Origin of the sequence: Pseudomonas simiae, from assembly GCF_000934565.1 — a bacterium.
In the GTDB taxonomy this organism is placed as follows: domain Bacteria; phylum Pseudomonadota; class Gammaproteobacteria; order Pseudomonadales; family Pseudomonadaceae; genus Aquipseudomonas; species Aquipseudomonas simiae.
The window spans coordinates 3,300,670-3,322,459 of record NZ_CP010896.1 but is presented as its reverse complement, the minus strand read 5'-3'; the positions used below and the strand labels follow the sequence as shown (position 1 = coordinate 3,322,459).

The following is a 21,790-nucleotide window of genomic DNA, read 5'->3' as shown; positions in this document are numbered from 1 at the left end:
AGAATATGAAAAGGAAGGGAGTTTACCTGCAAAAACACATTCGGTGCCCGCGGGAGGCCAAGATCCAGTCTGGGAGGAAGCAGGCTATTTGGGATACAACGGCGGCAAACTGGTGGTATCCGCCGCCGGGTCCAGTTCACGTTCAGCTATCGGAATCGCTTTCACGGCACGCCACAAGTCCTCACCCAGCCAGAAATGCCCACTCTCGCTGTACAGCGCGCCATTCAAGCCATCCAATGCATCCGACAATGGCACAAATCGCGCTGCCATGTCCGCGAGCGTTTCCGGCTGCTGCCGCGCCCAGGCGTCGAGGGCCTGGCGGGTGGCTTGCGGGTCGTTGGCCTGGGTGGCGCGTTTAAGGTCATCGAGCAGGGTGCGCGGGCTCGGGCCCGTTTGCGCGGCACGTTGCACGGCCGGTTGCCGGCGTGCGCGCCACCACAGGCCAAAACCCAGCAGGGTGGTGCAGGCGAAGAGCAACGTGCTCAGTTGCCACAGCCACAGGCGTTCATCATCCGGCGCGGTGATCACCGTAGGCGTGGCGGGAGTGTCGACGGCCAGGCTCGGGTTGATCGCCACTTGCAGGGTGCGCGCGGGCAGGCTGGTACGCTCCAGATGATCTTCGTGGGTGTTCCACCACACTACGTCCACGGCGGGCAGGTCCATGCTGCCTGCGAGGGTGGGCACCAGGGCTTCGCGGTCTTCACGGCTACCGATCAGGCCACGGTCGTTGGTCTGGTTGCCGAGCACCGGTTGGTCCGGGTAGCGGCGCAGGCCGTTGACGTCGGTGCTGGGCAGGGCCGGCAGTTGTGCGCTGGACAGGCCTTCGGCCTTGACCGTGAGGCTGCGGGTCAGGGAGTCGCCGACCTGCACATGCTCAGGCGCCGGGTTCCAGTTTTCGCTCAGGGTCAGGCTGCGTGCCGGTAGCCATGGGGCGTCGGCGGGATACAGCGCGGGCTTGGGTTTGACCACCAGCGGTAACTCCGCAGAGCTGACGTGAATCAGCTTGCCCGGCTTGGTGCCTTGCAGGGTGTTTTCCTGCGGTGGGCGCGACTCCACCAGCGTGGCGCTGAAGGTCTGCGCCGGAATCGCCAGGGTGCCGCTGTGCTGCGGATAGATCGCGTAGCGGGTCTCGATCACGCCATGGCGGATACTGTTGATGACCTTTTCGTAGGTGCGGGACTCGCCCAACTGCTCCACGCGCGCATCGGCAATCTGCAGGGGGGTGAGGCTGCTGTCATCGTACAGCGACACCGAGTGGTAGACGCGTACGGTCAACAGTGCCTGGGCCTGGACGTAGACACTGGTCTGGTCGAGGTTGGCCTCGACAAACACCGGCGCCAGCTCGGCGGCGGTGTTCTGGCTGGCGGTTTCGACCACTTGCAGGCTGATGGGCTGGGTCTTGTAATCGCCCACTTGCAGGGGCGGGATGACCACTGTGCCGTTTTCCTTGGGCAGCAGGGTGATGATCCAGCGCGTGGTGGCGTGGTTATCGCCGCCCAAGGTGGTGAGCTGGTTGATCTGGCGGGTGCCGCTGACTTCGAACTGCGCATCCAGCGGCGACAGGTCCGGCTTGCCGAACTGCGTGACATCGCTGGACTCCACCGTCAATTCCACCGTTTCCCCGGAGTTGACGCGGCTGCGGTCGACGCTGGCGGTCAGGTTCGCCGCCTGGGCGTGGCCTGCCGAGAGGGCGAGCAGGAGCAGTAGGGTGGTGCGGCGGCTCATCGAGTCTTGTCCTGATGTTGTTGCTGTTCGTACCAGAATTTGCGGCGCAGCAGTTCACCGGGATTGTCCGGGATCTCCTGCAGCCATTGCTCCAGGGCCTGACGGTGTTCACCGTCGAGGCTCGCGTTGTCGGGGCGCAGCGGCGGGGTGGTGGTCTGTTCGTCGCCCAGTTCGCTGCCGGGCACTTCGTTGCCTGGGGGTGGCGATGGACTGCCGGCCTGGGTGTCGTCAGTACCGGATTCGCCCTGGCCCTGGGACGACGGCTCGCCCCCCGTGGCGTTTTGCCCACTGGCGCCCGGTTGCGCAGTTTGGCCGGGTTGAGTGGTTTCGTCATCTTCGTTTTTTGCCGGCTGGGTCGGTTCCGGTTCGTCGCGTTCCTGCACCAGTGCTTCCACCAACGCCTTGTTTTTCAGGGCGGGCTGCAGGTCGGGCTGGGCTTCGAGGGCCTGTTCGTAGGCATCGATGGCGGCTTCCAGCTCACCGGACCTGGCCAGGGCGTTACCCCGATTGTAGTGGGAGTAGGCGTCATTGCCTTCGGCAAACAGCTTGATAGCCTCGGCGTAGTTGCCGGCTTCGTAAAGCGCCACGCCTTTCCATTGCGGGTCTTCGAAGTGTTCGGCGGCTTCGGCAGGGCGTTTTTTCTTCAGCAGGTATTGGCCTTGCTGGTCGGGACGCAGCCACAGGTCCTGCAAGCTGAATGCGTAGCTGGGCTGTGGTGCGCTCAACAGCAGCAGGGGCAGGCAGAACAACCAGCCACGCCGCCCGGCACAGGCAGCGAGTAGCAACAGGGGCAGGAGCAGCCAGTAACCCTGGTCGGCCCAGGTGTCCAGGCGCAGCAGTTGGCCATCGTTGCGCAGGGTCTGCGGCGGGTCGAGCACGCCGAGTTGGCGCAGGTCTTTGTCGTCCAGGCGTGCCGCGCGGTAGCGCCCACCCATTTCACTGGCGAAGGCCTTGAGCGTCGGGCTGTCGAGGCGCGGCACCAGGATCGCGCCTTGTTCGTCCTTGAGAAATTCACCGCTTTCCTGGGTCACCGGCGTGCCTTCACGGCTGCCGATGCCGAGGATCGACAGGGTGGGCGATTGTGCGTTTTGCAGCAGCAGGCGAATGCCCTGGCGTTCCTGTTTGGACAGCGAAGAACCAATCAGCAGTAGGCGTCCCTGGCCGAGGCCACCTTGCTTGAGCAGGCCGAGGGCTTTCTCGACGGCCAGGTCGGCGCGATGGCCGGCCTCAGGCATGATCGAGGGGCGCAGGGCGTCCAGCAGGTTGCGGCTGGTGGCCAGGTCATCCGACAGCGGCACCAGGGTGTGGGCGCTACCGGCGTAGACGACGATGGCGGTTTGTGCGTCGGTACGCGCCTGCAACACGTCATATAGCTTGCGCCGTGCCTGCTCCAGGCGGTTAGGCGGGCTGTCGGTGGCGAGCATTTCCGGGGTCAGTTCCAGCAACACCACCAACGGATCGGAAGGCTTCTGGCTCGACTGCTCAACACGCTGCCAGCTTGGGCCGAGCAACGCCAGCACGGCCAACAGCCAGGCAATGCCCAGCAGCACCCACGGCGATTTGCTCTCGCGGCCGTTTCCACCCCTGAGCAACACGGCATGGAAGGCCGCAGGCAAGATCATCTGCCAGCGCCCGGCGCGCTTTTGCCGGTGCCACAGGTGCCACAGCAACCAGCCGAGCAACGGCAGCAGCAACAACCAGCCGGGGCGGAACCAGTGCGGCCACAGGTCGATCATCGACGCCTCCGCAAACGCAGGCGTTTGAGGCGTTGGCGCCATTCCGGGTGTTGTTGCAGGAAAATCCCCTTGCTCGACAATTTGTTGAACAACCGTTGCAGGGCGTTGTTCGGCCAGCGTTCTTGAATCACCAGCAGCATGCTCAGCACCAGCGCCAGGGCCAGCGGTGCGCTGTACAGCGCCAGGGCCGGGCGTGCCTGCGTCGGTTGCTGTTCGACCGGTTCCAGTTTGTCGAGGGTCTCCTTGATCGCTTGCAATTGCTCACCGTCACGGGCGCGGAAGTATTGGCCGCTGGTGACGTCGGCGATGGCCTTGAGCGCTGGCTCGTCGAGGTCCAGGCTCGGGTTGACGCCGAGGATGCCCAGGGAGCCGGTTTGTTCCGGGTCGGCGCCGATGCCGATCGGATAGATTTTTACCCCTTCTTCAGCGGCGAGGCGCGCGGCAGTCAGCGGGTCGATCTGCCCGGCGTTGTTGGCGCCGTCAGTGACCAGGATCAGCACGCGGCTCTGCGCCGGGCGCTGGCGCAGGCGTTTCAGGGCCAGGCCGATGGCGTCGCCAATCGCGGTGTTCTTGCCGGCAATGCCGATGCGCGCTTCATCCAGCCAGGTGCGCACGGTGCGGCGGTCAAAGGTCAGTGGAGCTTGCAGGTAGGCTTGGCTGCCGAACAGGATCAGGCCAACCCGATCACCTTCGCGGCCCTCAAGAAAATCGCCGAGCAGGTGCTTGACCAGGCTCAAGCGACTCACGTCTTCGCCCTGCCAATGCATATCGGGGAAGTCCATGGAGCCGGACACGTCCACCGCCACCAGCAGGTCGCGGCCACTGGCGGCGATCGGCAGCGGTTCGCCGAGCCATTCCGGGCGTGCGGCGGCGGTCAGCAGCAGCAACCACAGCACCACGAACGGTGCTTGTTGGCGCCAACCGGGCAAGTTGATGCGGGCGCGACGACGGGCCAGGCCTTCGAGGTCGCTGAGGTAGCTGACTTTCAAGGCGGGCTCACCGCTGTCGGCGGCCGGCAGCACCAGGCGCATCAACCACGGCAAGGGCAACAGGGCGAAGATCCACGGCCAGGCGAACTCAAACATGTTTGCGAATCCAGGTGTCGACGGCTTGGGTCAGGCCGGCGATAGCCTTGTCGTCTAGTTTGCATTCGGGTTTGTAGGCGCCCTCTACCAATACCATCCAGCGTGTGAGGCCGGCGGCGGGGCAGCGGTTATCGAGGAACGCCAGCCATTTGCGGCCGTTGAGGGTGTGGCTCTGGCTATAGGGATAATCGTTGCGACACAGCCGTTTGAGCAGACCGTTGAGCTGTTGCAGCCAGGCGCCGGCGGGCGCGCCATCGTAAGGCTTGGGCATTAGCGCAAGCTCTGCCAGGGCGGCGATGCGCAGCGGGTCCAGCGGCTGTTCGGCGCGGGCGATGGGGCGGCGGGCCGGCAAAAAGCGGCGCAGTGACCACAGGCCCCAGCCGAGCAGCGGAATCACCAGCAGCAACAGCCACCAACCCGGCGCGGGCGGCCAGAAGCCGACGGCGGGCGGGGCGATCAACGGCTGCAGTTGGTCAAGGCTGCTCATTGTTTTTTAACCGGGCGTTGCGGGTTGAGGTATTCGCGCAGTTGCTCGACCATTTCGCTCTGGGTGCTCAGGGGCATCAGCAGCACACGCAGTTTCTGGGCGAGCAGCTCCCAGCGCGCGATGCGGGCTTCGGCCTGGGCCTTGTAGGCCTGGCGCAGATCGAAATTCAGCGTATCCAGTTCCAGTTGAGCACCGCGCTCCGCGAAGCGCAGCAGCCCAGCAGCGGGCAGGGCGTGGTCGAGTGGGTCGGAGATCGGCAACAGCAGCAGGTCGCAATGCCGCGACAATAGGCTGAGTTGTTGCTCGGCGCCTTCGGTCAGCGCGCGTTCATCGCAGATCACAATCACCAGGCTACCGGGGCGCAACACTTCGCGGCCACGGCGCAAGGCCATGCCGAGGGCGTCGGCTTCTGGGCGGCTTTCGGTGCTCAGGCTCTGGTTGACGCGCACCAGGCGGTTGAGCAGTTGCAGCAGGCTTTGCTTGCTGCGGCGCGGCTTGATTTCGTAGTGCTCGTTGTCGCCGAACACCAGGCCGCCCACACGGTCGTTATGCCCCAGTGCGGCCCAGCCAATCAGGCTGGCGGCCTGTGCGGCCAGCACCGACTTGAACATCTGCCCGGAGCCGAAAAACAGCCGGCAGCTTTGTTCCACCATGATGAAGATCGGTCGCTCGCGTTCTTCATGGAACAACTTGGTGTGCGGCTCTTGGGTGCGCGCCGTCACACGCCAGTCGATGGTGCGCACGTCGTCCCCGGCCTGGTACACGCGCACCTGGTCGAAGTCCACACCACGCCCGCGCAGCTTGGAGTGATGCAGGCCGATCAGCGGGCTGCGCTGGCTTGGCGTGGAAAACAACTGCACTTCGCGCACGCGATGGCGCATCTCGATCAACTCGCTGAGCGTGACGCGGATCCCATCGCTTGCGTTCATGGGTTTCAAGCGACGGCAACGACGTCGAGAATGCGCTGCACCACACGGTCCTGGTCAATGCCGGCGGCTTCCGCTTCGAACGACAGGATGATGCGATGGCGCAACACGTCGAACAGCACCGCCTGGATATCTTCCGGGCTGACGAAGTCGCGACCGGCCAGCCAGGCATGGGCGCGGGCACAACGGTCGAGGGCGATGGAGCCGCGGGGGCTGGCGCCGTAGGCAATCCATTCGGCCATTTCCAGGTCGAACTTGGCGGGGGTGCGCGTGGCCATCACCAGTTGCACCAGGTATTCCTCTACGGCATCAGCCATGTACAGGCCGAGGATTTCCTTGCGCGCGGCGAAGATCGCCTGCTGGCTGACGCGGCGCTCAGGCTTGGTTTCGCCGTTGAGGGCTTCGCCGCGGGCCTGTTGCAGGATACGTCGCTCGACGGCGGCGTCCGGGAAGCCGATTTTCACATGCATCAAGAAGCGGTCGAGCTGGGCCTCGGGCAACGGGTAGGTGCCTTCCTGCTCGATGGGGTTTTGCGTGGCCATCACCAGGAACAGCGGCGACAAGTCATACGTGCTGCGCCCGACGCTGACCTGGCGCTCGGCCATGGCCTCCAGCAGGGCCGACTGCACCTTGGCCGGCGCGCGGTTGATTTCGTCCGCCAGCACCAGGTTGTGGAAGATCGGCCCTTGCTGGAACACGAAGCTGCCGGTTTCCGGACGATAGATCTCGGTGCCGGTGATGTCGGCGGGCAACAGGTCGGGGGTGAACTGGATTCGATGGAACTGCGCTTCGATGCCTTCCGCCAACTCTTTGATGGCCTTGGTCTTGGCCAGGCCCGGCGCGCCTTCCACCAGCATATGGCCGTCGGCGAGCAAGGCGATCAACAGGCGATCGATGAGTTTTTCCTGGCCGAGAATCTGCGTAGAAAGAAAGGTTCGCAGCGCAAGCAGCGCTTCACGATGTTCCATCGATGACGGTTCCTGGAGAGATGAGCCCGGCGGTCGAGCAAAAACGCCGGGCTTGGGAGGCTTACTTTAATGCATCGAGGGGGGTGGCGACTAACGGCGTAACGGGTATTTTTGGCAAAACTTGTAGGATTTTTGTGTGGGAGGCATCACGCGCGGACGTAGGTACCAGTGCCTTTGAGGATGTTTTGCAGGGTTTCTTCGACTTCGGCCAGATCCGACGCGGCTGTGGCGTGGGTGATCTCAAGGTGATCCTTGCCGCCCAGTGCATCGGCGTCACCCGCCGCCAGCTCGACCCGCAGGGTGGTGTCACTCAGCGTGATCTTCAGCCCATCCAGGGTCGATGGCTCGTAGTCCCAGGTCAGCTCCACTTCGTCTTCATCCGGGTAGCGGGTCAGCATGAACATTTCGCCGTTCTTGCCGTGACAGCAGAGCATCGCCATGTTGTCCTCTTCGTCATCGCACGGGGTGACCATCAGGGCGTCGGTTTTCAGCTGCAGCATGGGGAATCCTGGTAGGGGGTAGGGCGTAATAGGGGCAATTGTGCCATTGCGGCGAATTTTGTGCTGCATCCTGTGTCAGACCCAGTGCATGACCTGACGGGCAATATCAGTCATTTCTGGTACTCGCACGCCTTGAAATAGCCGGTTTTTTTGCCGGATATTGCGGGTTGCCCAAGTCGCAACCCTACGCCTGCTTACCGATGACCGAATATGTCGCAGCGTCGCAAGCAGCTGGCTTCCCACACTCGTTAAGCTGCGCAACGGATGTGCCCTGTGCCGGGAGTCTGACCTGCCCGTCGTACCGTCGCCTGGCAAGGCGCATGTCCAATGGAAGTTGTATGTGACCTGACTGTCTTGTCCAGCTTCACTCACCTGTCACGCTGAATTCGCTATGGTTAACCTGCGAACAGCGCTGACGGTCTCCCCGCAAGGGGATAACACGCGACGCTTCCATCAATAACAAGCCCAAGCGGAGTACCACAGATGGCGTTCTTCACCGCAGCCAGCAAGGCCGACTTCCAGCATCAACTGCAAGCGGCACTGGCGCAGCACATCAGTGAACAGGCACTGCCACAAGTGGCGCTGTTTGCTGAACAATTCTTCGGCATCATTTCCCTGGACGAACTGACCCAGCGTCGCCTTTCCGACCTGGCCGGTTGCACCCTCTCTGCGTGGCGCCTGCTTGAGCGCTTTGACCATACCCAACCGCAAGTGCGGGTCTACAACCCCGATTACGAACGTCATGGCTGGCAGTCGACCCATACCGCGGTTGAAGTGCTGCACCATGACCTGCCATTCCTGGTGGATTCGGTCCGTACCGAGCTGAACCGCCGCGGCTACAGCATCCACACCTTGCAGACCACCGTGCTCAGCGTACGCCGTGGCGCCAAGGGCGAGTTGCTGGAAATCCTGCCTAAAGGCACCCAGGGCGAAGGCATCCAGCAAGAATCGCTGATGTACCTGGAAATCGACCGCTGCGCCAACGCCGCCGAACTGAACGTGCTGAGCAAAGAGCTTGAGCAGGTGCTGGGCGAAGTGCGCGTGGCCGTGGCCGATTTCGAGCCGATGAAAGCCAAGGTCCAGGACCTGCTGGCCGGTATCGACGCCAGCCAGTTCAGCATCGACGGCGAAGAAAAAGCCGAGATCAAGAACTTCCTGGAATGGCTGGTGGGCAACCACTTTACCTTCCTGGGCTATGAAGAATTCGTGGTACGTGACGAGGCGGATGGCGGTCATATCGAATATGACGCCGATTCCTTCCTCGGCCTGACCAAGCTGCTGCGCGCCGGCCTCACCGCCGACGACCTGCGCATCGAAGACTACGCCGTGGCCTACCTGCGTGAACCGACCGTGCTGTCGTTCGCCAAGGCCGCGCACCCGAGCCGTGTACACCGTCCGGCGTACCCGGACTACGTGTCGATCCGTGAGATCAGCGCCGACGGCAAAGTGATCAAGGAACACCGCTTCATGGGCCTGTACACCTCCTCGGTGTATGGCGAAAGCGTGCGGGTTATTCCGTACATCCGTCGCAAGGTCGCGGAAATCGAACGCCGCTCCGGCTTCCAGCCCAAGGCTCACCTGGGCAAGGAGCTGGCTCAAGTCGTTGAAGTGCTGCCACGCGACGACCTGTTCCAGACCCCGGTCGACGAATTGTTCAGCACTGTGATGTCCATCGTGCAGATCCAGGAACGCAACAAGATCCGCGTGTTCCTGCGCAAGGACCCGTACGGTCGTTTCTGCTACTGCCTGGCCTACGTGCCGCGCGACATCTATTCCACCGAAGTGCGCCAGAAGATCCAGCAAGTGCTGATGGATCGCCTGAAGGCCTCGGACTGCGAATTCTGGACCTTCTTCTCCGAATCCGTGCTGGCCCGTGTGCAGCTGATTCTGCGGGTTGACCCGAAGAACCGTCTGGACATCGACCCGCTGCAACTGGAAAAAGAAGTGGTGCAGGCCTGCCGCAGCTGGCAGGACGACTACTCCAGCCTTGTCGTCGAAAGCTTCGGCGAAGCCCACGGCACCAACGTGCTGGCTGACTTCCCGAAAGGCTTCCCGGCCGGCTACCGCGAGCGCTTCGCCGCGCATTCCGCCGTGGTCGACATGCAGCACCTGCTGAGCCTGACCGAAGCCAACCCGCTGGTGATGAGCTTCTACCAGCCGCTGGGCCAGGTTTCCGGCCAGCGCGAGCTGCATTGCAAGCTCTACCACGCCGACACCCCGCTGGCGCTGTCCGACGTGTTGCCGATCCTGGAAAACCTCGGCCTGCGCGTGCTGGGCGAGTTCCCGTACCGTCTACGCCATGCCAATGGCCGTGAGTTCTGGATCCATGACTTCGCGTTCATCGCCGCCGAAGGCGTGAACCTGGACATCCAGCAACTGAACGACACCCTGCAGGATGCGTTCGTGCACATCGTGCATGGCGACGCCGAGAACGATGCGTTCAACCGCCTGGTACTGACCGCGGGCCTGCCTTGGCGCGATGTGGCGCTGCTGCGTGCCTATGCCCGTTACCTGAAGCAGATCCGCCTGGGCTTCGACCTGGGTTACATCGCCAGCACCCTGAACAACCACACCGACATCGCCCGCGAGTTGACCCGGTTGTTCAAGACCCGCTTCTACCTGGCGCGCAAGCTGACCGCCGACGACCTGGAAGATAAGCAGCAACGCCTGGAACAAGCGATTCTCAGCGCCCTGGACGATGTTCAGGTGCTCAACGAAGACCGCATCCTGCGTCGCTACCTGGACCTGATCAAGGCCACGCTGCGCACCAACTTCTACCAGACTGACGCCAACGGCCAGAACAAGTCGTACTTCAGCTTCAAGTTCGACCCACGCGCCATTCCTGAACTGCCGAAGCCCGTGCCGAAGTTTGAAATCTTCGTGTACTCGCCACGCGTGGAAGGCGTGCATCTGCGTTTCGGCAACGTCGCTCGCGGCGGCCTGCGCTGGTCCGACCGTGAAGAAGACTTCCGGACCGAAGTGCTCGGCCTGGTAAAAGCCCAGCAAGTGAAGAACTCGGTCATCGTGCCAGTGGGTGCGAAGGGCGGCTTCCTGCCGCGTCGCCTGCCATTGGGCGGCAGCCGCGACGAGATCGCGGCCGAGGGCATCGCCTGCTACCGCATCTTCATTTCGGGCCTGTTGGACATCACCGACAACCTGAAGGATGGCGCCCTGGTGCCGCCGGCCAACGTCGTGCGCCATGACGACGATGACCCGTACCTGGTCGTCGCAGCGGACAAGGGCACCGCGACCTTCTCCGACATCGCCAACGGTATCGCCATCGACTACGGCTTCTGGCTGGGTGACGCGTTCGCGTCCGGTGGTTCCGCCGGTTACGACCACAAGAAAATGGGCATCACCGCCAAAGGCGCGTGGGTTGGCGTGCAGCGTCACTTCCGTGAGCGCGGCATCAATGTGCAGGAAGACAGCATCACCGTGGTCGGCGTCGGTGACATGGCCGGTGACGTATTCGGTAACGGCCTGTTGATGTCCGACAAGCTGCAACTGGTCGCGGCGTTCAACCACCTGCATATCTTCATCGATCCAAACCCGAACCCGGCCACCAGCTTCGTCGAGCGTCAGCGCATGTTCGAACTGCCGCGTTCGGCCTGGACCGACTACGACACCAGCATCATGTCCGAAGGCGGCGGTATCTTCTCGCGCAGCGCGAAGAGCATTGCCATCTCGCCACAGATGAAAGAACGCTTCGACATTTCCGCCGACAAGCTGACCCCGACCGAACTGCTGAACGCCTTGCTCAAGGCGCCGGTGGACCTGTTGTGGAACGGCGGTATCGGGACCTACGTCAAGGCCAGCACCGAAAGCCATGCCGATGTAGGCGACAAGGCCAACGACGCGCTGCGCGTCAACGGCAACGAGTTGCGCTGCAAGGTCGTGGGAGAGGGCGGTAACCTCGGCATGACCCAACTGGGTCGTGTGGAATTCGGCCTCAATGGCGGCGGTTCCAACACCGACTTCATTGACAACGCCGGTGGCGTGGACTGCTCCGACCACGAAGTGAACATCAAGATCCTGCTCAACGAAGTGGTGCAGGCAGGTGACATGACCGACAAGCAACGCAACCAGTTGCTGGCGAGCATGACGGACGAAGTCGGCAACCTGGTGTTGGGCAACAACTACAAGCAGACCCAGGCCCTGTCCCTGGCTGCGCGCCGTGCCTATGAGCGTGCCGCCGAGTACAAACGCCTGATGAGCGACTTGGAAGGCCGTGGCAAGCTGGACCGTGCCATCGAGTACCTGCCGACCGAGGAGCAGCTCACCGAGCGCGCCGCGACTGGCAAGGGCCTGACCCGTCCGGAACTGTCGGTGCTGATCTCGTACAGCAAGATCGACCTCAAGGAAGCGCTGCTCAAGTCCCTGGTGCCGGATGACGAGTACCTGACCCGTGATATGGAAACTGCGTTCCCTCCGAGCCTGGTCGCCAAGTTCTCCGAGGCCATGCGTCGCCACCGTCTGAAGCGTGAGATCGTCAGCACCCAGATCGCCAACGACCTGGTCAACCACATGGGCATCACCTTCGTTCAGCGGCTCAAAGAGTCCACCGGCATGAGCCCGGCGAACGTGGCCGGCGCCTATGTGATCGTGCGTGACATCTTCCACCTCCCGCACTGGTTCCGCCAGATCGAAGCCCTGGACCACCAGGTTTCCGCTGATGTGCAACTGGAGCTGATGGATGAGCTGATGCGCCTGGGCCGCCGCGCTACGCGCTGGTTCCTGCGCAGTCGTCGCAACGAGCAGGACGCTGGCCGCGACACCGCGCATTTCGGTCCGCACCTGGCGGCGTTGGGCCTCAAGCTCGACGAACTGCTGGAAGGCCCGACCCGTGAAGGCTGGCAGAACCGCTACGGCAAATACACCGAAGCCGGTGTGCCGGAGTTGTTGGCGCGTATGGTTGCCGGTACAACGCACCTGTACACCTTGCTGCCAATCATCGAAGCGGCTGACGTGACCGGGCATGATGCCGCCGAAGTGGCCAAGGCCTACTTCGCCGTCGGCAGCGCCCTGGACCTGCCATGGTACCTGCAGCAGATCAGTGATCTGCCGGTGGCCAACAACTGGCAAGCCCAGGCCCGCGAGGCCTTCCGCGACGACGTGGACTGGCAGCAGCGCGCGATCACTATCTCCGTCCTGCAAATGGCCGATGCGCCGCAAGACATGGAAGCCCGCGTGGCCCTGTGGCTTGAGCAGCACAAGGACATGGCCGATCGTTGGGTGGCGATGATGGTTGAGATTCGTGCCGCTGTGGGTACGGACTACGCCATGTACGCGGTGGCCAACCGTGAGTTGCTGGACCTGGCGTTGAGCGGCCAGTCGGCGTTGCAAGCGGTTTGATTTAACTGCAAGACAGAAAGCCCCGTATCTTGAGATACGGGGCTTTTTTTTGACTTAAAAACTGGCATGACCCAGGCAAGGCTGGATGACTCTTTTCAAGCCGTTGTTATTGGCTGGTAATAAGAAGGTCGCGGTCAGCGGCTTGTCGCCTTCGTTGGCAGGCGCTATTGAGAGTTTTAGTGTTTGACCGCGTGAGGCATCGCTGGCCCAGTAGGCTAATTCGTCAGGCGCAACGGCAGTACTGAGCGCAAATACCGTTCCGATCTGGAACGCCCCGCCGTAGGTCCAGACACCGTTTACCGGGTGATCGATGGCGGTGCGTGTTGCCGTGGTGATGCGCAATGGCCCATTTGCGCTGGCGTCTGGACCTTCGAATGGCGCCGCGTCAAAGCCCAGCGAGGCCGGTGTGATCTGCAGTGCAACGCTGGCCGTCGGGCTTTGCGGGGAGCAACTGATCTCAAAGCTGGCCTTGACGTGATAGTCGCCGTAAGCGCTGCCACCGAAAGTGCGGGCGGTTAGCATCGGGCTATTGGCGTAGGGTTGTTCAAGCAGCCAGACGGGGGCTGCCGGGGTGATGATGTAAGTCCCGGCCGTTAACGCGTCGCCCGCCCATACATAGGCATTGAACTGCGGAATGAAGAGGGCGGTGACCAGTGCGAAAGTGAGGGCTTGCATAACGCTATTCATCCGAGTTCAAGGCTGTAGGGATGAATACAATTGTGCAGTGCCATGACCCTCCGGGCTGTCGGCGATTTCGGAGATCACCGCTGTATTCGTAGTCAGTCAGGGTGGGCTTTATGGCACAGCCTGGCTCAGCAATTTGGCTTCCAGGTGATCCAGGTGTTGGGTCATCAGCGTCACCGCGGTGGTTGAGTCGCGCCGCTCCACCGCATCCACAATCGCCGCATGCTCCTGCCACGCGCAATACGTGCAGGCTTTGGCTTCAAATTGCGCAATGATCAACGAGGTCAGTGGCACCAGGCTGTTGAGAAACTGTGCCAGCGGTGCATTGCCCGCCACGGCCGCCAGTTGCAGATGGAATTCCCCGGATAACCGAATCGCCGGTCCACGCTGATCACGCTCAATGTACTCGCGTTCCCGTGCGATCAGCTCGCGCAACTGGCGGATCTGTAGGGGTGTTGCTTGCGCACAGGCCAATTGCACCACGGTGATTTCTGTCAGTCGCCGCGCTTCCAGAATCTGCCGCGCCTGCTGCGTGTCCGGCGCTGCCACCTGGGCGCGCTGGTTGGGGCGCAGGAGGATCACTTGCTGATGGGAAAGCTTTGCCAGGACGCGGCGAATCACACTGCGGCTCACGCCAAAGATCTCGCCCAGGCCTTCTTCGGTAAAGCGGCTGGCCGGGGCGATACGCTGTTCCAGGATGGCGTCGAACAAGCGCGGATAGATGTCGTCCACCGAAGGCTTTTTACCGGCGACCAGACGCAGGGTTGGGAGGATAGGGTCGTAGTGCAAGGCGCGAGCGGTCATGGCCTGTCTCCAAAAAGTCAGCTGCCCAGATGGTCGTCCGGGATGTTCAAGCGAATGCCCATGCGCAGGCCTTCCTGAAGGATGTGGCGACGCATTTCGGCGCTGGCCAGGGCGCTGTTCTTGTTGCGGATGGCGCGCACAACGGCTTCATTTTCCTGCAGGCGTTCGGCCAGGTGCTCTGGCGAGTTGCGCAGCACCTGGGCGCTTTGCTTGAGTGCGTTGCTGGTCTGTTGCACCACGTTCTGGAAGATCGGGTTGGAAGTGAGGGCAAACAGCTCTTCGTGAAAACCGATGTAGGCGTTCATTCCGGCCTCTGCGTCGCCGGCGTCGAGGGCCTCGCGCATGTCCATCAAGGTCAGGCGCAGTTGGCCCACCTCTTTGCTGCTGATGGACTGGGCCACCAGGCCGACAATGAAGGGCTCGAGGGTGTAGCGCAGTTGCAGGATGTCTTCCAGGCTGGCGTCGGCCACCGCGTCGCTGGCGTGCGGTTCGCTGATATTGGTCTCCAATACCACCACGCCCTTGCCGGGCATGGAGCGCACCAGGCCGAGCGTTTCCAGCACGATCACCGCCTCACGCAGGCTGGGGCGGCTGATACCCATTTGTTCGGCCAGTTCGCGTTGGCCGGGCAGCATTTCGCCGCGACGCCACTGCCCGCGGGCCAGCGCGGCGCGGAGTTTTTCTACGACTGAATTGACGACGGTTGAGGTGCTGATCACGCCGTTACCTCCTTGATGTTGCGAACAGGGTTGTCAAATTGACGACGGTTAAAATGTGGGAGCGGGCTTGCTCGCGAAAGCAGTGTGTCAGTCACCCCATTTGCAGGCTGAACTACCGCATTCGCGAGCAAGCCCGCTCCCACATCTTGGCCTGTGTCGCTCATGAAATGGATCAAAACTCCTGATGCGCCGGCACGACCGGCTTCTTGGCCTGGAAGGCATAGCCTTGCTGGCCGTCCAGCACCTTGTTGGCGCGCTGGATATCGATGTCTTTTTCCCAGCGGGCGATGGCGACGGTGGCGACGCAGTTGCCGATCAAGTTAGTCAACGCGCGACCGATGCCCATGAACCAATCCACCGCCAGCACCAGCACCAGGCCCACCACCGGGATCGCAGGGATCGCCGTGAGGGTCGCCGCCAGGATCACCAGCGCCGAGCCGGGAATCCCGTGGGCGCCTTTGGAGGTGATCAACGACACCAGCAGAATGGTCAGCAGATCCGTCATCGATAGCGGTGTGCCGGTGGCATTGGCGATAAACACGATGGCCAGCGTCAGGTAGATGGAAAAGCCGTCGAGGTTGAACGAGTACCCCGTCGGAATCACCAGGCCCACGGTAGAACTGCCGATGCCCAGGTGTTCGAGTTTACGCATGATCTGTGGCAGCACGGCGTCGGAGGAGGCGGTGCCCATCACAATCAGCAGTTCTTCACGCAGGTACTTGAGCAGCGGCAACATGCGCAGCCCCGACAGGCGCATCACCAGACCGAGGATCAGCCCGACGAAGGCAAAGCACGTCAAGTAGAACAGGCCCACCAAACTGCCCAGGTGTTGCAGGGAGTCCAGCCCGTAGGTGCTGGTGGTGAAGGCGATTGCGCCGAACACACCGATTGGCGCCAGGCGCACAATCATGCCCATGATGCGAAAGATGATGTGGCTCAGTTCGTTGATCAGTCGCGAGATGCCCGAGGCTGCTTCGCCGACCAGGTTCAACGCACTGCCGAACAGCACCGAGAACAGCAGCACTTGCAGCACGTTGTTGTCGGCAAAGGCGCCGATCACCGAGTTGGGGATCAGGTCCATGAGGAACTGGCTGGTGCCACGGATGTGCTGACCCTTGTCTGCCAGTTCATTCAAGCCGGCCGACGACAGTTGTTCCAGATGGATATTGGCGCCGGTGCCGATACCGGTGCTGAAGGCCATCACCAGGCCGATCACCAGAGCGACGGTGGTGAGGATTTCAAAGTAGATCACGGACTTGAGGCCGATGCGCCCGACTTTCTTCAGGTCGCCGGCGCCGGAAATGCCGCTGACCACCACGCAGAACACGATCAGGCCGATCAGCATCTTGATCAGCTTGATAAAACCGTCACCCAGGGGTTTGAGTTGCGAGGAGAATTCGGGAAGGGTCAGGCCGCAGATTATGCCGAGCATCAGGCCAATCACGACTTGCAGGAAAATCGAACGCGAGCACCATCTAAGCATGGGAGGGATCTCTATTCGGTGCCCTGGTGGTTCCAGGGCTTAATTGTTGTGGTCTTACCGGTAAGTCCAGTGCGGGGCCAGTCTACGCCCGGTATTTTTGAAATCACAAGCAATTATTTGGCGGTTGACAGGTCCCGGTCTGACCAGTTGGACGGTAAGGTCGAGGCTTGAGCGGTTGGCGCGGTGGAAATTTTTTCGCTTATCATCCACCGCTCGGCACGTGAGGTGATGGATGGACACACCAGGACTGACCACTGACGACACCGGGCAGACCCACTGCACCTGGCGCATGGCCGCGCCGGAATACCCGCGTTATCACGACCAGGAGTGGGGCGTGCCGGTGGCGGATGATATTCAGCTGTACGAGAAGATCTGCCTGGAGGGCTTTCAGGCTGGCATGGCGTGGATCACCATCCTGCGTAAGCGTGAGCAGTTCCGCGTGGCGTTCGAGGGTTTTGATTTTCGCCGTGTGGCGCACTATGGAGAGGCGGATATTGCGCGGCTTATGCAGGACCCGGGCATTGTGCGCAATCGGGCCAAAATCGTTTCCACCATCAACAACGCACGCAGGGCCTGTGAGCTGGTGGATGAGACCGGTTCCCTGGCGCGCTGGTTGTGGGCGTTTGAGCCCGGTGAAGATGAGCGCCCGACCGTGGTGGACATGGCTTATTGGACGGGCAACCCCACTTCACCGGCTTCGGTGCGTTTGTCGAAGGCCTTGAAGAAGCGCGGTTGGACGTATGTGGGCCCGACCACGATGTATGCGTTGATGCAGGCGATGGGCATGGTCAATGATCACTTGGAAGGCTGTGTGTGCCGGCCACGGATCGAAGACCTGCGCCGGCAGTTCCAGCGACCTTGAGGCTTACTGCTGGAGCGGCGTCAGCACTTCAGCGTTGTCATCCAGCACCATCACCACCAGCAATCTGGCCGGTTTTGTCTGGCTGGCATTGCTCGACTCAAAGTGTCGCGAACCCGCAGGTTCGTAGAACGATTCGCCGACCTGGTAGGTTCTCGCTTTCTCATCATTCACCCGCGAAGTGATCGCGCCTTCCAGCACATAAGCCACGGCAGTGCCGGTGTGGCTGTGGGGCATGGTGGCCTGGCCTGGGGCGTAATCGACGGTGAGCATAATGGTTTTCTTGCCGGGCACATTGGTCAAGGCATGGGTTTGAAGCACCTTGATCGACTCCTGGTTGTAAACCGGTTCGTGGGCAAAGGCGCCGAGCGAGGCGAGCATCAGCGAGGCAGCGAGCAATCGTTTCATGGTGAGGTTTCCGAGTCATTCGAGACCTCTTCACCCTACGCCGCCGTGCCTGGGGGACCAATGACCAATCCGGAGGAAAATCCACTAGCCAATCTGCAGCAGGATATCGCGTACCTTATCCAGCGCCGGGTCGATGTCCAGGGTCTCGATGGCGCCGAAACCGATGATCAGGCCAGGACGTATGGGCGCATCGTGGAAGAACACGTCCAGGGGGTACACGCCCACTTCTACTCGGCGTGCCAGTTCCATCAGCAACGGGATGTTCACCGGCACCTTGCACAACGCCGCCATGTGGAACCCGGCCACGGTAGGCACCGCTTCGAACCAGGGCGACAAGTCGCCCGCCAGGCGTTGCAGGATGCGTTCACGGCGCCCGGCGTAAACCGTGTGGCAGCGGCGGATATGCTTGAGCAAGTAGCCTTCACTGATGAATTTGGCCAAGGCCCATTGCGGCAGCGTCGAGCTGTGCTGATCGGTCAATTGCTTGGCCTTGAGGACCGCGCCGTAAATGGCCGGCGGCAGCACCGCGTAACCCAGGCGCAACTCCGGCAGCAAGGTTTTCGAGAAGGTGCCGACGTAGGCCACCACGCCACGGGTGTCCAGGCTTTGCAGGGAGTCGGTGGGCCGCCCCTCGTAGCGAAATTCGCTGTCGTAGTCGTCTTCGATAATGATCGCACCCAGCTCGAACGCTCGTGCCAGCAAGGCTTCACGGCGCGCTGGGCTCATCGGCATGCCGAGGGGGAATTGGTGGGAGGGCGTCACGTAGATCAGCCGTGTGCCGTCGGGAATTCGGTCGACACGAATGCCCTGTTCATCCACCGGCACGCTGACGACGCTGGCGCCCATCGCCATGAACATCTGGCGTGCGGGGCTGTAGCCGGGGTCTTCCATGGCAACGAGGCTGCCCGGTTCCAGCACCACGCGGGCGATCAGGTCCAGCGCCTGCTGTGCACCGTTCGTGACCACGATGTCGCTGTCACGGCAGTTGACCCCGCGGGAGAACGCGATGTGTCCGGCGATGGCGCTGCGCAGCGCCGGCAAGCCTTCGGGCTGGCTGTAGAAACCGCTGTTCTGGGCGATGCGCCGTAAGGCGTCCTGGGTACAGCGACGCCATTCATCCTGGGGGAACTGGTTGCGGCTGGTGGCACCGCCGATAAATTCGTAACGCAGCGTGCTGTCACGGGTGGGGTGACGCATCGGGGAGGGCAGTGACTGCCACTTCGCGAGGTTGGCGGCGCAGGCCAGGTCGGTGGCGCCTTGCTGGCGTTCAGTCTGTGGCGCTCGGGCATTGACGAAGGTGCCACGGCCGGTCTTGCCGATCAGTAATCCTTCGTAGGTCAGGGTGGCGTAGGTGTCCGACACGGTCTTGCGCGACACCCCCAGCTGTTGGGCGAGCAAGCGGCTGGGCGGCAACTGCGCACCGGCGGCCAGGCGCCCGGAGCCGATGGCTTCACGCAACTGTTGATACAACTGTTCGGCCAGATCCTTGCGACCGTTAATGACAACGTGCAATTCCATGTCTTACCCCGTGCATTCACTCGGGCCAAGAGTACGCGCGCATGCCGCAGGTGCAAAATGGTCTCTGCATAAACCGTCTGATTGGCTATAGGGCTTATGTCGTGTGGGCTCTAGGCTGGATTGTGATTGCACCCACTGACAGAGAACCATCGCCATGGAACCCCGCCTGGATTACTACACCGCTTCGCCGCAAGCGCTCAAAGGCATGCTCATGCTGGAGGCGACGACCTTCGGCTTGTCCATCGAAAAGCACTTGCTGGAGCTGATCAAGATCCGGGTCTCGCAGCTCAACCACTGTGGTTTCTGTACGGATATGCACTCGATGGCGGCACGTCAGCGCGGCGAGACCGAGCGGCGCTTGTTCGCGGTGTGCGTATGGCGTGATTCGCCGTTCTTCACGGCACGGGAAAAGGCCGCGTTGGCTTGGAGTGAAACAGTCGCGACGTTGCCGACCTCGACGGTATCGGATGAACTGTTCGCCGCCGTGCGGTTGGAGTTCAGCGAGCAGGAACTGGTGGACCTGACCATGGCGGTGTCCAGCATCAGTGGCTGGAACCGCCTGGCAGTGAGTTTTCGGCAGCCGCCGCCAAATGCCTGATCAGGATAGGAAGCCACCGTCCACATTCAGTGACACGCCGGTGGTGTAGCTCGATGCATCGCTGGCCAGGAACAGCACCGCGCCGGCCATCTCGCTCGGGTCGGCCACGCGCTTGAGCGGGATCTGCGCCAGGGCCATTTTCAGAATCGCGTCGTTCTTCACCAGCGCCGAGGCGAATTTGGTGTCAGTCAGGCCCGGCAGCAGGGCATTGCAGCGAATGCCGAATGCCGCGCATTCCTTGGCGAACACCTTCGTCATGTTGATCACGGCGGCCTTGGTCACCGAGTAGATGCCCTGGAACACGCCCGGGGAGATTCCGTTGATCGACGCGACGTTGATGATGCTGCCGCCACCGTTCTCGCGCATCAGCTTGCCGGCTTCCACGGACATGAAGAAGTAGCCACGGATATTCACGTCAACGGTCTTCTGGAATGCACCGAGATCAGTGTCCAGCACGTTGCAGAACTGCGGGTTGGTCGCTGCGTTGTTGACCAGGATATCCAGGCGGCCGAACTGCTCGCGAATGCCGGCGAATACCTGGGTAATCTGCTCCATTTCACCGATATGGCAGGCCACCGCAGTGGCCTTGCCGCCGTCGGCGATGATCGCATCAGCCACGTGCTGGCAGCCTTCCAGCTTGCGACTGGACACGATCACGTGGGCGCCTTGCTGGGCCAGCAACTTGGCGATGGCCTCGCCGATGCCACGGCTGGCACCGGAAACAAAAGCGATTTTGCCGTCGAGGTCGAACAGGTGGGTCTTGGACATAGCGGTTCCTTAAAGGGACGATTTGCTGATGACGTTCAGGCTCATCTGCTCCAGCAGCTTGTTCATGTGAATGAACTGCGCAAAGCGTTTGTCCTGGGTCTGGCCATGGAAGAAGCGGTAGTAGATCTGCTGCACGATGCCGGCCAGGCGGAACAGGCCGTAGGTGTAATAGAAATCGAAGTTGTCGATCTGGATGCCCGCGCGCTCGGCGTAATAGTCGACGAATTGACGGCGGGTGAGCATGCCGGGCGCGTTGCTCGGCTGGCGACGCATAAGTTGCACCGGCGCTGGGTCGGCCGCTTCGATCCAGTAGGCGAGGGTGTTGCCCAGGTCCATCAGCGGGTCGCCGAGGGTGGTCAGCTCCCAGTCCAGCACGCCGATGATCTGCATCGGGTTGTGCGGGTCAAGAATCACGTTATCGAAGCGGTAGTCGTTGTGCACGATGCTTGAGGTCGGGTGGTCGGCCGGCATCTTGTCATTGAGCCAGGTGCGTACGGTTTCCCAGCTTGGCGCGTCGGGGGTCAGGGCTTTTTCGTAGCGGTCGCTCCAGCCACGGATCTGGCGCGCCACATAGCCTTCGGGTTTACCCAGGTCGCCCAGCCCACAGGCGCTGTAGTCGACCTGATGCAGCTCGACAAACTTGTCGATAAAACTCTTGCAGAGTGCCTCGGTCTTGGTTGCGTCCAGGCCCAGTTCGGCTGGGAGGTCGGAGCGCAGGATGATGCCGTTGACGCGCTCCATCACGTAGAACTCGGCGCCGATCACCGACTCGTCGGTGCAATGCACGTAGGCTTTGGGGCAATACGGGAAGCCGTCTTTGAGCTGGTTGAGAATGCGGTATTCACGGCCCATGTCATGGGCGGACTTGGCTTTGTGGCCAAAGGGTGGGCGTCGCAGCACGAATTCCTGACCGGGGTATTCCAGCAGGTAGGTCAGGTTCGACGCACCGCCCGGAAACTGGCTGATCGTGGGCGTGCCGCTCAGGCCCGGGATATGGGCCTTGAGGTAGGGATCGATCAGGCTGGCATCAAGTTCTTCGCCTGGGCGAATCTGGGTCGATTGGTCGTTCAGCGCCATGCTTATCCCTTCTGCTTATTCTAAAGGCCTCGGACTATTTCCTAATCTAATGCGCACCACCGCCCAGCGACAAGGTCGGGGCGGCTTAATAGG

18 protein-coding genes are annotated in these 21,790 nt (G+C 62.0%); 3 read left to right on the top strand and 15 right to left on the bottom strand.

Translation table 11 applies throughout. From position 1 onward, the window contains the following. Window positions 1-84 precede the first annotated feature (84 nt). The 7 genes from PF1751_RS14825 to PF1751_RS14795 form a co-directional block, all read right to left on the bottom strand. The gene (locus tag PF1751_RS14825; protein WP_021491560.1) at window positions 85-1,725 is read right to left on the bottom strand and encodes a BatD family protein; all 1,641 of its coding nucleotides are present in this window, start codon (window positions 1,723-1,725) and stop codon (window positions 85-87) included. Next, entirely contained in the window at window positions 1,722-3,461 is a 1,740-nt protein-coding gene (locus tag PF1751_RS14820; RefSeq protein ID WP_010210035.1) for a tetratricopeptide repeat protein, read from the bottom strand. Before PF1751_RS14820 ends, PF1751_RS14825 begins: the two co-directional genes overlap by 4 nt. Beyond that, the gene (locus PF1751_RS14815) at window positions 3,458-4,546 is read right to left on the bottom strand and encodes a vWA domain-containing protein (protein ID WP_021491559.1); all 1,089 of its coding nucleotides are present in this window, start codon (window positions 4,544-4,546) and stop codon (window positions 3,458-3,460) included. The genes PF1751_RS14820 and PF1751_RS14815 overlap by 4 nt, the downstream gene beginning before the upstream one ends. After that, window positions 4,539-5,033 (bottom strand): DUF4381 domain-containing protein, encoded by a 495-nt coding sequence (locus PF1751_RS14810; protein WP_021491558.1) that lies wholly within the window; start codon window positions 5,031-5,033, stop codon window positions 4,539-4,541. The genes PF1751_RS14815 and PF1751_RS14810 overlap by 8 nt, the downstream gene beginning before the upstream one ends. After that, entirely contained in the window at window positions 5,030-5,962 is a 933-nt protein-coding gene (locus PF1751_RS14805; protein WP_025857778.1) for a DUF58 domain-containing protein, read from the bottom strand. The genes PF1751_RS14810 and PF1751_RS14805 overlap by 4 nt, the downstream gene beginning before the upstream one ends. 5 nt (window positions 5,963-5,967) lie before the next feature. Then, window positions 5,968-6,927 carry an AAA family ATPase gene (locus PF1751_RS14800; RefSeq protein WP_010210043.1) on the bottom strand — a complete coding sequence of 320 codons (960 nt, stop codon included), beginning with the start codon at window positions 6,925-6,927 and terminating at the stop codon, window positions 5,968-5,970. A gap of 146 nt (window positions 6,928-7,073) precedes the next feature. Beyond that, the gene (locus tag PF1751_RS14795; RefSeq protein WP_010210044.1) at window positions 7,074-7,427 is read right to left on the bottom strand and encodes a hypothetical protein; all 354 of its coding nucleotides are present in this window, start codon (window positions 7,425-7,427) and stop codon (window positions 7,074-7,076) included. 483 nt (window positions 7,428-7,910) lie between these two features. Here PF1751_RS14795 and PF1751_RS14790 point away from each other — a divergent pair, with 483 nt between their 5' ends. Then, window positions 7,911-12,779: an NAD-glutamate dehydrogenase gene (locus PF1751_RS14790; protein WP_010210045.1), complete on the top strand. Its 4,869-nt coding sequence runs from the start codon at window positions 7,911-7,913 to the stop codon at window positions 12,777-12,779. 54 nt (window positions 12,780-12,833) lie between these two features. Here PF1751_RS14790 and PF1751_RS14785 read toward each other — a convergent pair whose 3' ends face one another. The 4 genes from PF1751_RS14785 to PF1751_RS14770 form a co-directional block, all read right to left on the bottom strand. Beyond that, entirely contained in the window at window positions 12,834-13,454 is a 621-nt protein-coding gene (locus PF1751_RS14785) for a hypothetical protein (protein ID WP_044287278.1), read from the bottom strand. A gap of 120 nt (window positions 13,455-13,574) precedes the next feature. Next, window positions 13,575-14,267 carry a GntR family transcriptional regulator gene (locus PF1751_RS14780; RefSeq protein WP_010210047.1) on the bottom strand — a complete coding sequence of 231 codons (693 nt, stop codon included), beginning with the start codon at window positions 14,265-14,267 and terminating at the stop codon, window positions 13,575-13,577. A gap of 17 nt (window positions 14,268-14,284) precedes the next feature. After that, complete coding sequence (locus PF1751_RS14775) at window positions 14,285-14,986, bottom strand: FadR/GntR family transcriptional regulator (protein ID WP_010210048.1); 702 nt, start codon at window positions 14,984-14,986, stop codon at window positions 14,285-14,287. A gap of 172 nt (window positions 14,987-15,158) precedes the next feature. Then, a complete protein-coding gene (locus PF1751_RS14770; protein WP_175439684.1) occupies window positions 15,159-16,484 on the bottom strand; it encodes a C4-dicarboxylate transporter DctA in 1,326 nt (441 codons plus the stop codon). Window positions 16,485-16,701: 217 nt separating this feature from the next. Between PF1751_RS14770 and PF1751_RS14765 the strand changes: the two genes are divergently transcribed. Next, entirely contained in the window at window positions 16,702-17,331 is a 630-nt protein-coding gene (locus PF1751_RS14765; protein ID WP_010210050.1) for a DNA-3-methyladenine glycosylase I, read from the top strand. Window positions 17,332-17,334: 3 nt separating this feature from the next. On the opposite strand, the gene PF1751_RS14760 is transcribed toward PF1751_RS14765, so the two are convergent. Together PF1751_RS14760 and pdxR are read right to left on the bottom strand one after the other, a co-directional pair. Beyond that, window positions 17,335-17,736, bottom strand: a complete 402-nt coding sequence (locus PF1751_RS14760) for a cupin domain-containing protein (protein ID WP_010210052.1) — start codon at window positions 17,734-17,736, stop codon at window positions 17,335-17,337. An 84-nt stretch (window positions 17,737-17,820) separates the two neighbouring features. Next, window positions 17,821-19,254 (bottom strand): MocR-like pyridoxine biosynthesis transcription factor PdxR, encoded by a 1,434-nt coding sequence (gene pdxR / locus PF1751_RS14755; RefSeq protein ID WP_010210053.1) that lies wholly within the window; start codon window positions 19,252-19,254, stop codon window positions 17,821-17,823. 154 nt (window positions 19,255-19,408) lie between these two features. Here pdxR and PF1751_RS14750 point away from each other — a divergent pair, with 154 nt between their 5' ends. Further along, a complete protein-coding gene (locus PF1751_RS14750) occupies window positions 19,409-19,852 on the top strand; it encodes a carboxymuconolactone decarboxylase family protein (RefSeq protein WP_010210054.1) in 444 nt (147 codons plus the stop codon). On the opposite strand, the gene PF1751_RS14745 is transcribed toward PF1751_RS14750, so the two are convergent. Next, complete coding sequence (locus PF1751_RS14745; RefSeq protein ID WP_010210056.1) at window positions 19,853-20,620, bottom strand: SDR family oxidoreductase; 768 nt, start codon at window positions 20,618-20,620, stop codon at window positions 19,853-19,855. Window positions 20,621-20,629: 9 nt separating this feature from the next. Beyond that, on the bottom strand, window positions 20,630-21,697 hold the full coding sequence (locus tag PF1751_RS14740; protein WP_010210058.1) for a phosphotransferase family protein: 1,068 nt from the start codon (window positions 21,695-21,697) through the stop codon (window positions 20,630-20,632). Window positions 21,698-21,790 lie beyond the last annotated feature (93 nt).

Coding starts and splice junctions, on each gene's coding strand:
- PF1751_RS14825 (WP_021491560.1), bottom strand. CDS start 1,725: ATGAGCCGCCGCACCACCCTACTGCTCCTGCTCGCCCTCTCGGCAGGC.
- PF1751_RS14820 (WP_010210035.1), bottom strand. CDS start 3,461: ATGATCGACCTGTGGCCGCACTGGTTCCGCCCCGGCTGGTTGTTGCTG.
- PF1751_RS14815 (WP_021491559.1), bottom strand. CDS start 4,546: ATGTTTGAGTTCGCCTGGCCGTGGATCTTCGCCCTGTTGCCCTTGCCG.
- PF1751_RS14810 (WP_021491558.1), bottom strand. CDS start 5,033: ATGAGCAGCCTTGACCAACTGCAGCCGTTGATCGCCCCGCCCGCCGTC.
- PF1751_RS14805 (WP_025857778.1), bottom strand. CDS start 5,962: ATGAACGCAAGCGATGGGATCCGCGTCACGCTCAGCGAGTTGATCGAG.
- PF1751_RS14800 (WP_010210043.1), bottom strand. CDS start 6,927: ATGGAACATCGTGAAGCGCTGCTTGCGCTGCGAACCTTTCTTTCTACG.
- PF1751_RS14795 (WP_010210044.1), bottom strand. CDS start 7,427: ATGCTGCAGCTGAAAACCGACGCCCTGATGGTCACCCCGTGCGATGAC.
- PF1751_RS14790 (WP_010210045.1), top strand. CDS start 7,911: ATGGCGTTCTTCACCGCAGCCAGCAAGGCCGACTTCCAGCATCAACTG.
- PF1751_RS14785 (WP_044287278.1), bottom strand. CDS start 13,454: ATGCAAGCCCTCACTTTCGCACTGGTCACCGCCCTCTTCATTCCGCAG.
- PF1751_RS14780 (WP_010210047.1), bottom strand. CDS start 14,267: ATGACCGCTCGCGCCTTGCACTACGACCCTATCCTCCCAACCCTGCGT.
- PF1751_RS14765 (WP_010210050.1), top strand. CDS start 16,702: ATGGACACACCAGGACTGACCACTGACGACACCGGGCAGACCCACTGC.
- PF1751_RS14760 (WP_010210052.1), bottom strand. CDS start 17,736: ATGAAACGATTGCTCGCTGCCTCGCTGATGCTCGCCTCGCTCGGCGCC.
- pdxR (WP_010210053.1), bottom strand. CDS start 19,254: ATGGAATTGCACGTTGTCATTAACGGTCGCAAGGATCTGGCCGAACAG.
- PF1751_RS14750 (WP_010210054.1), top strand. CDS start 19,409: ATGGAACCCCGCCTGGATTACTACACCGCTTCGCCGCAAGCGCTCAAA.
- PF1751_RS14745 (WP_010210056.1), bottom strand. CDS start 20,620: ATGTCCAAGACCCACCTGTTCGACCTCGACGGCAAAATCGCTTTTGTT.
- PF1751_RS14740 (WP_010210058.1), bottom strand. CDS start 21,697: ATGGCGCTGAACGACCAATCGACCCAGATTCGCCCAGGCGAAGAACTT.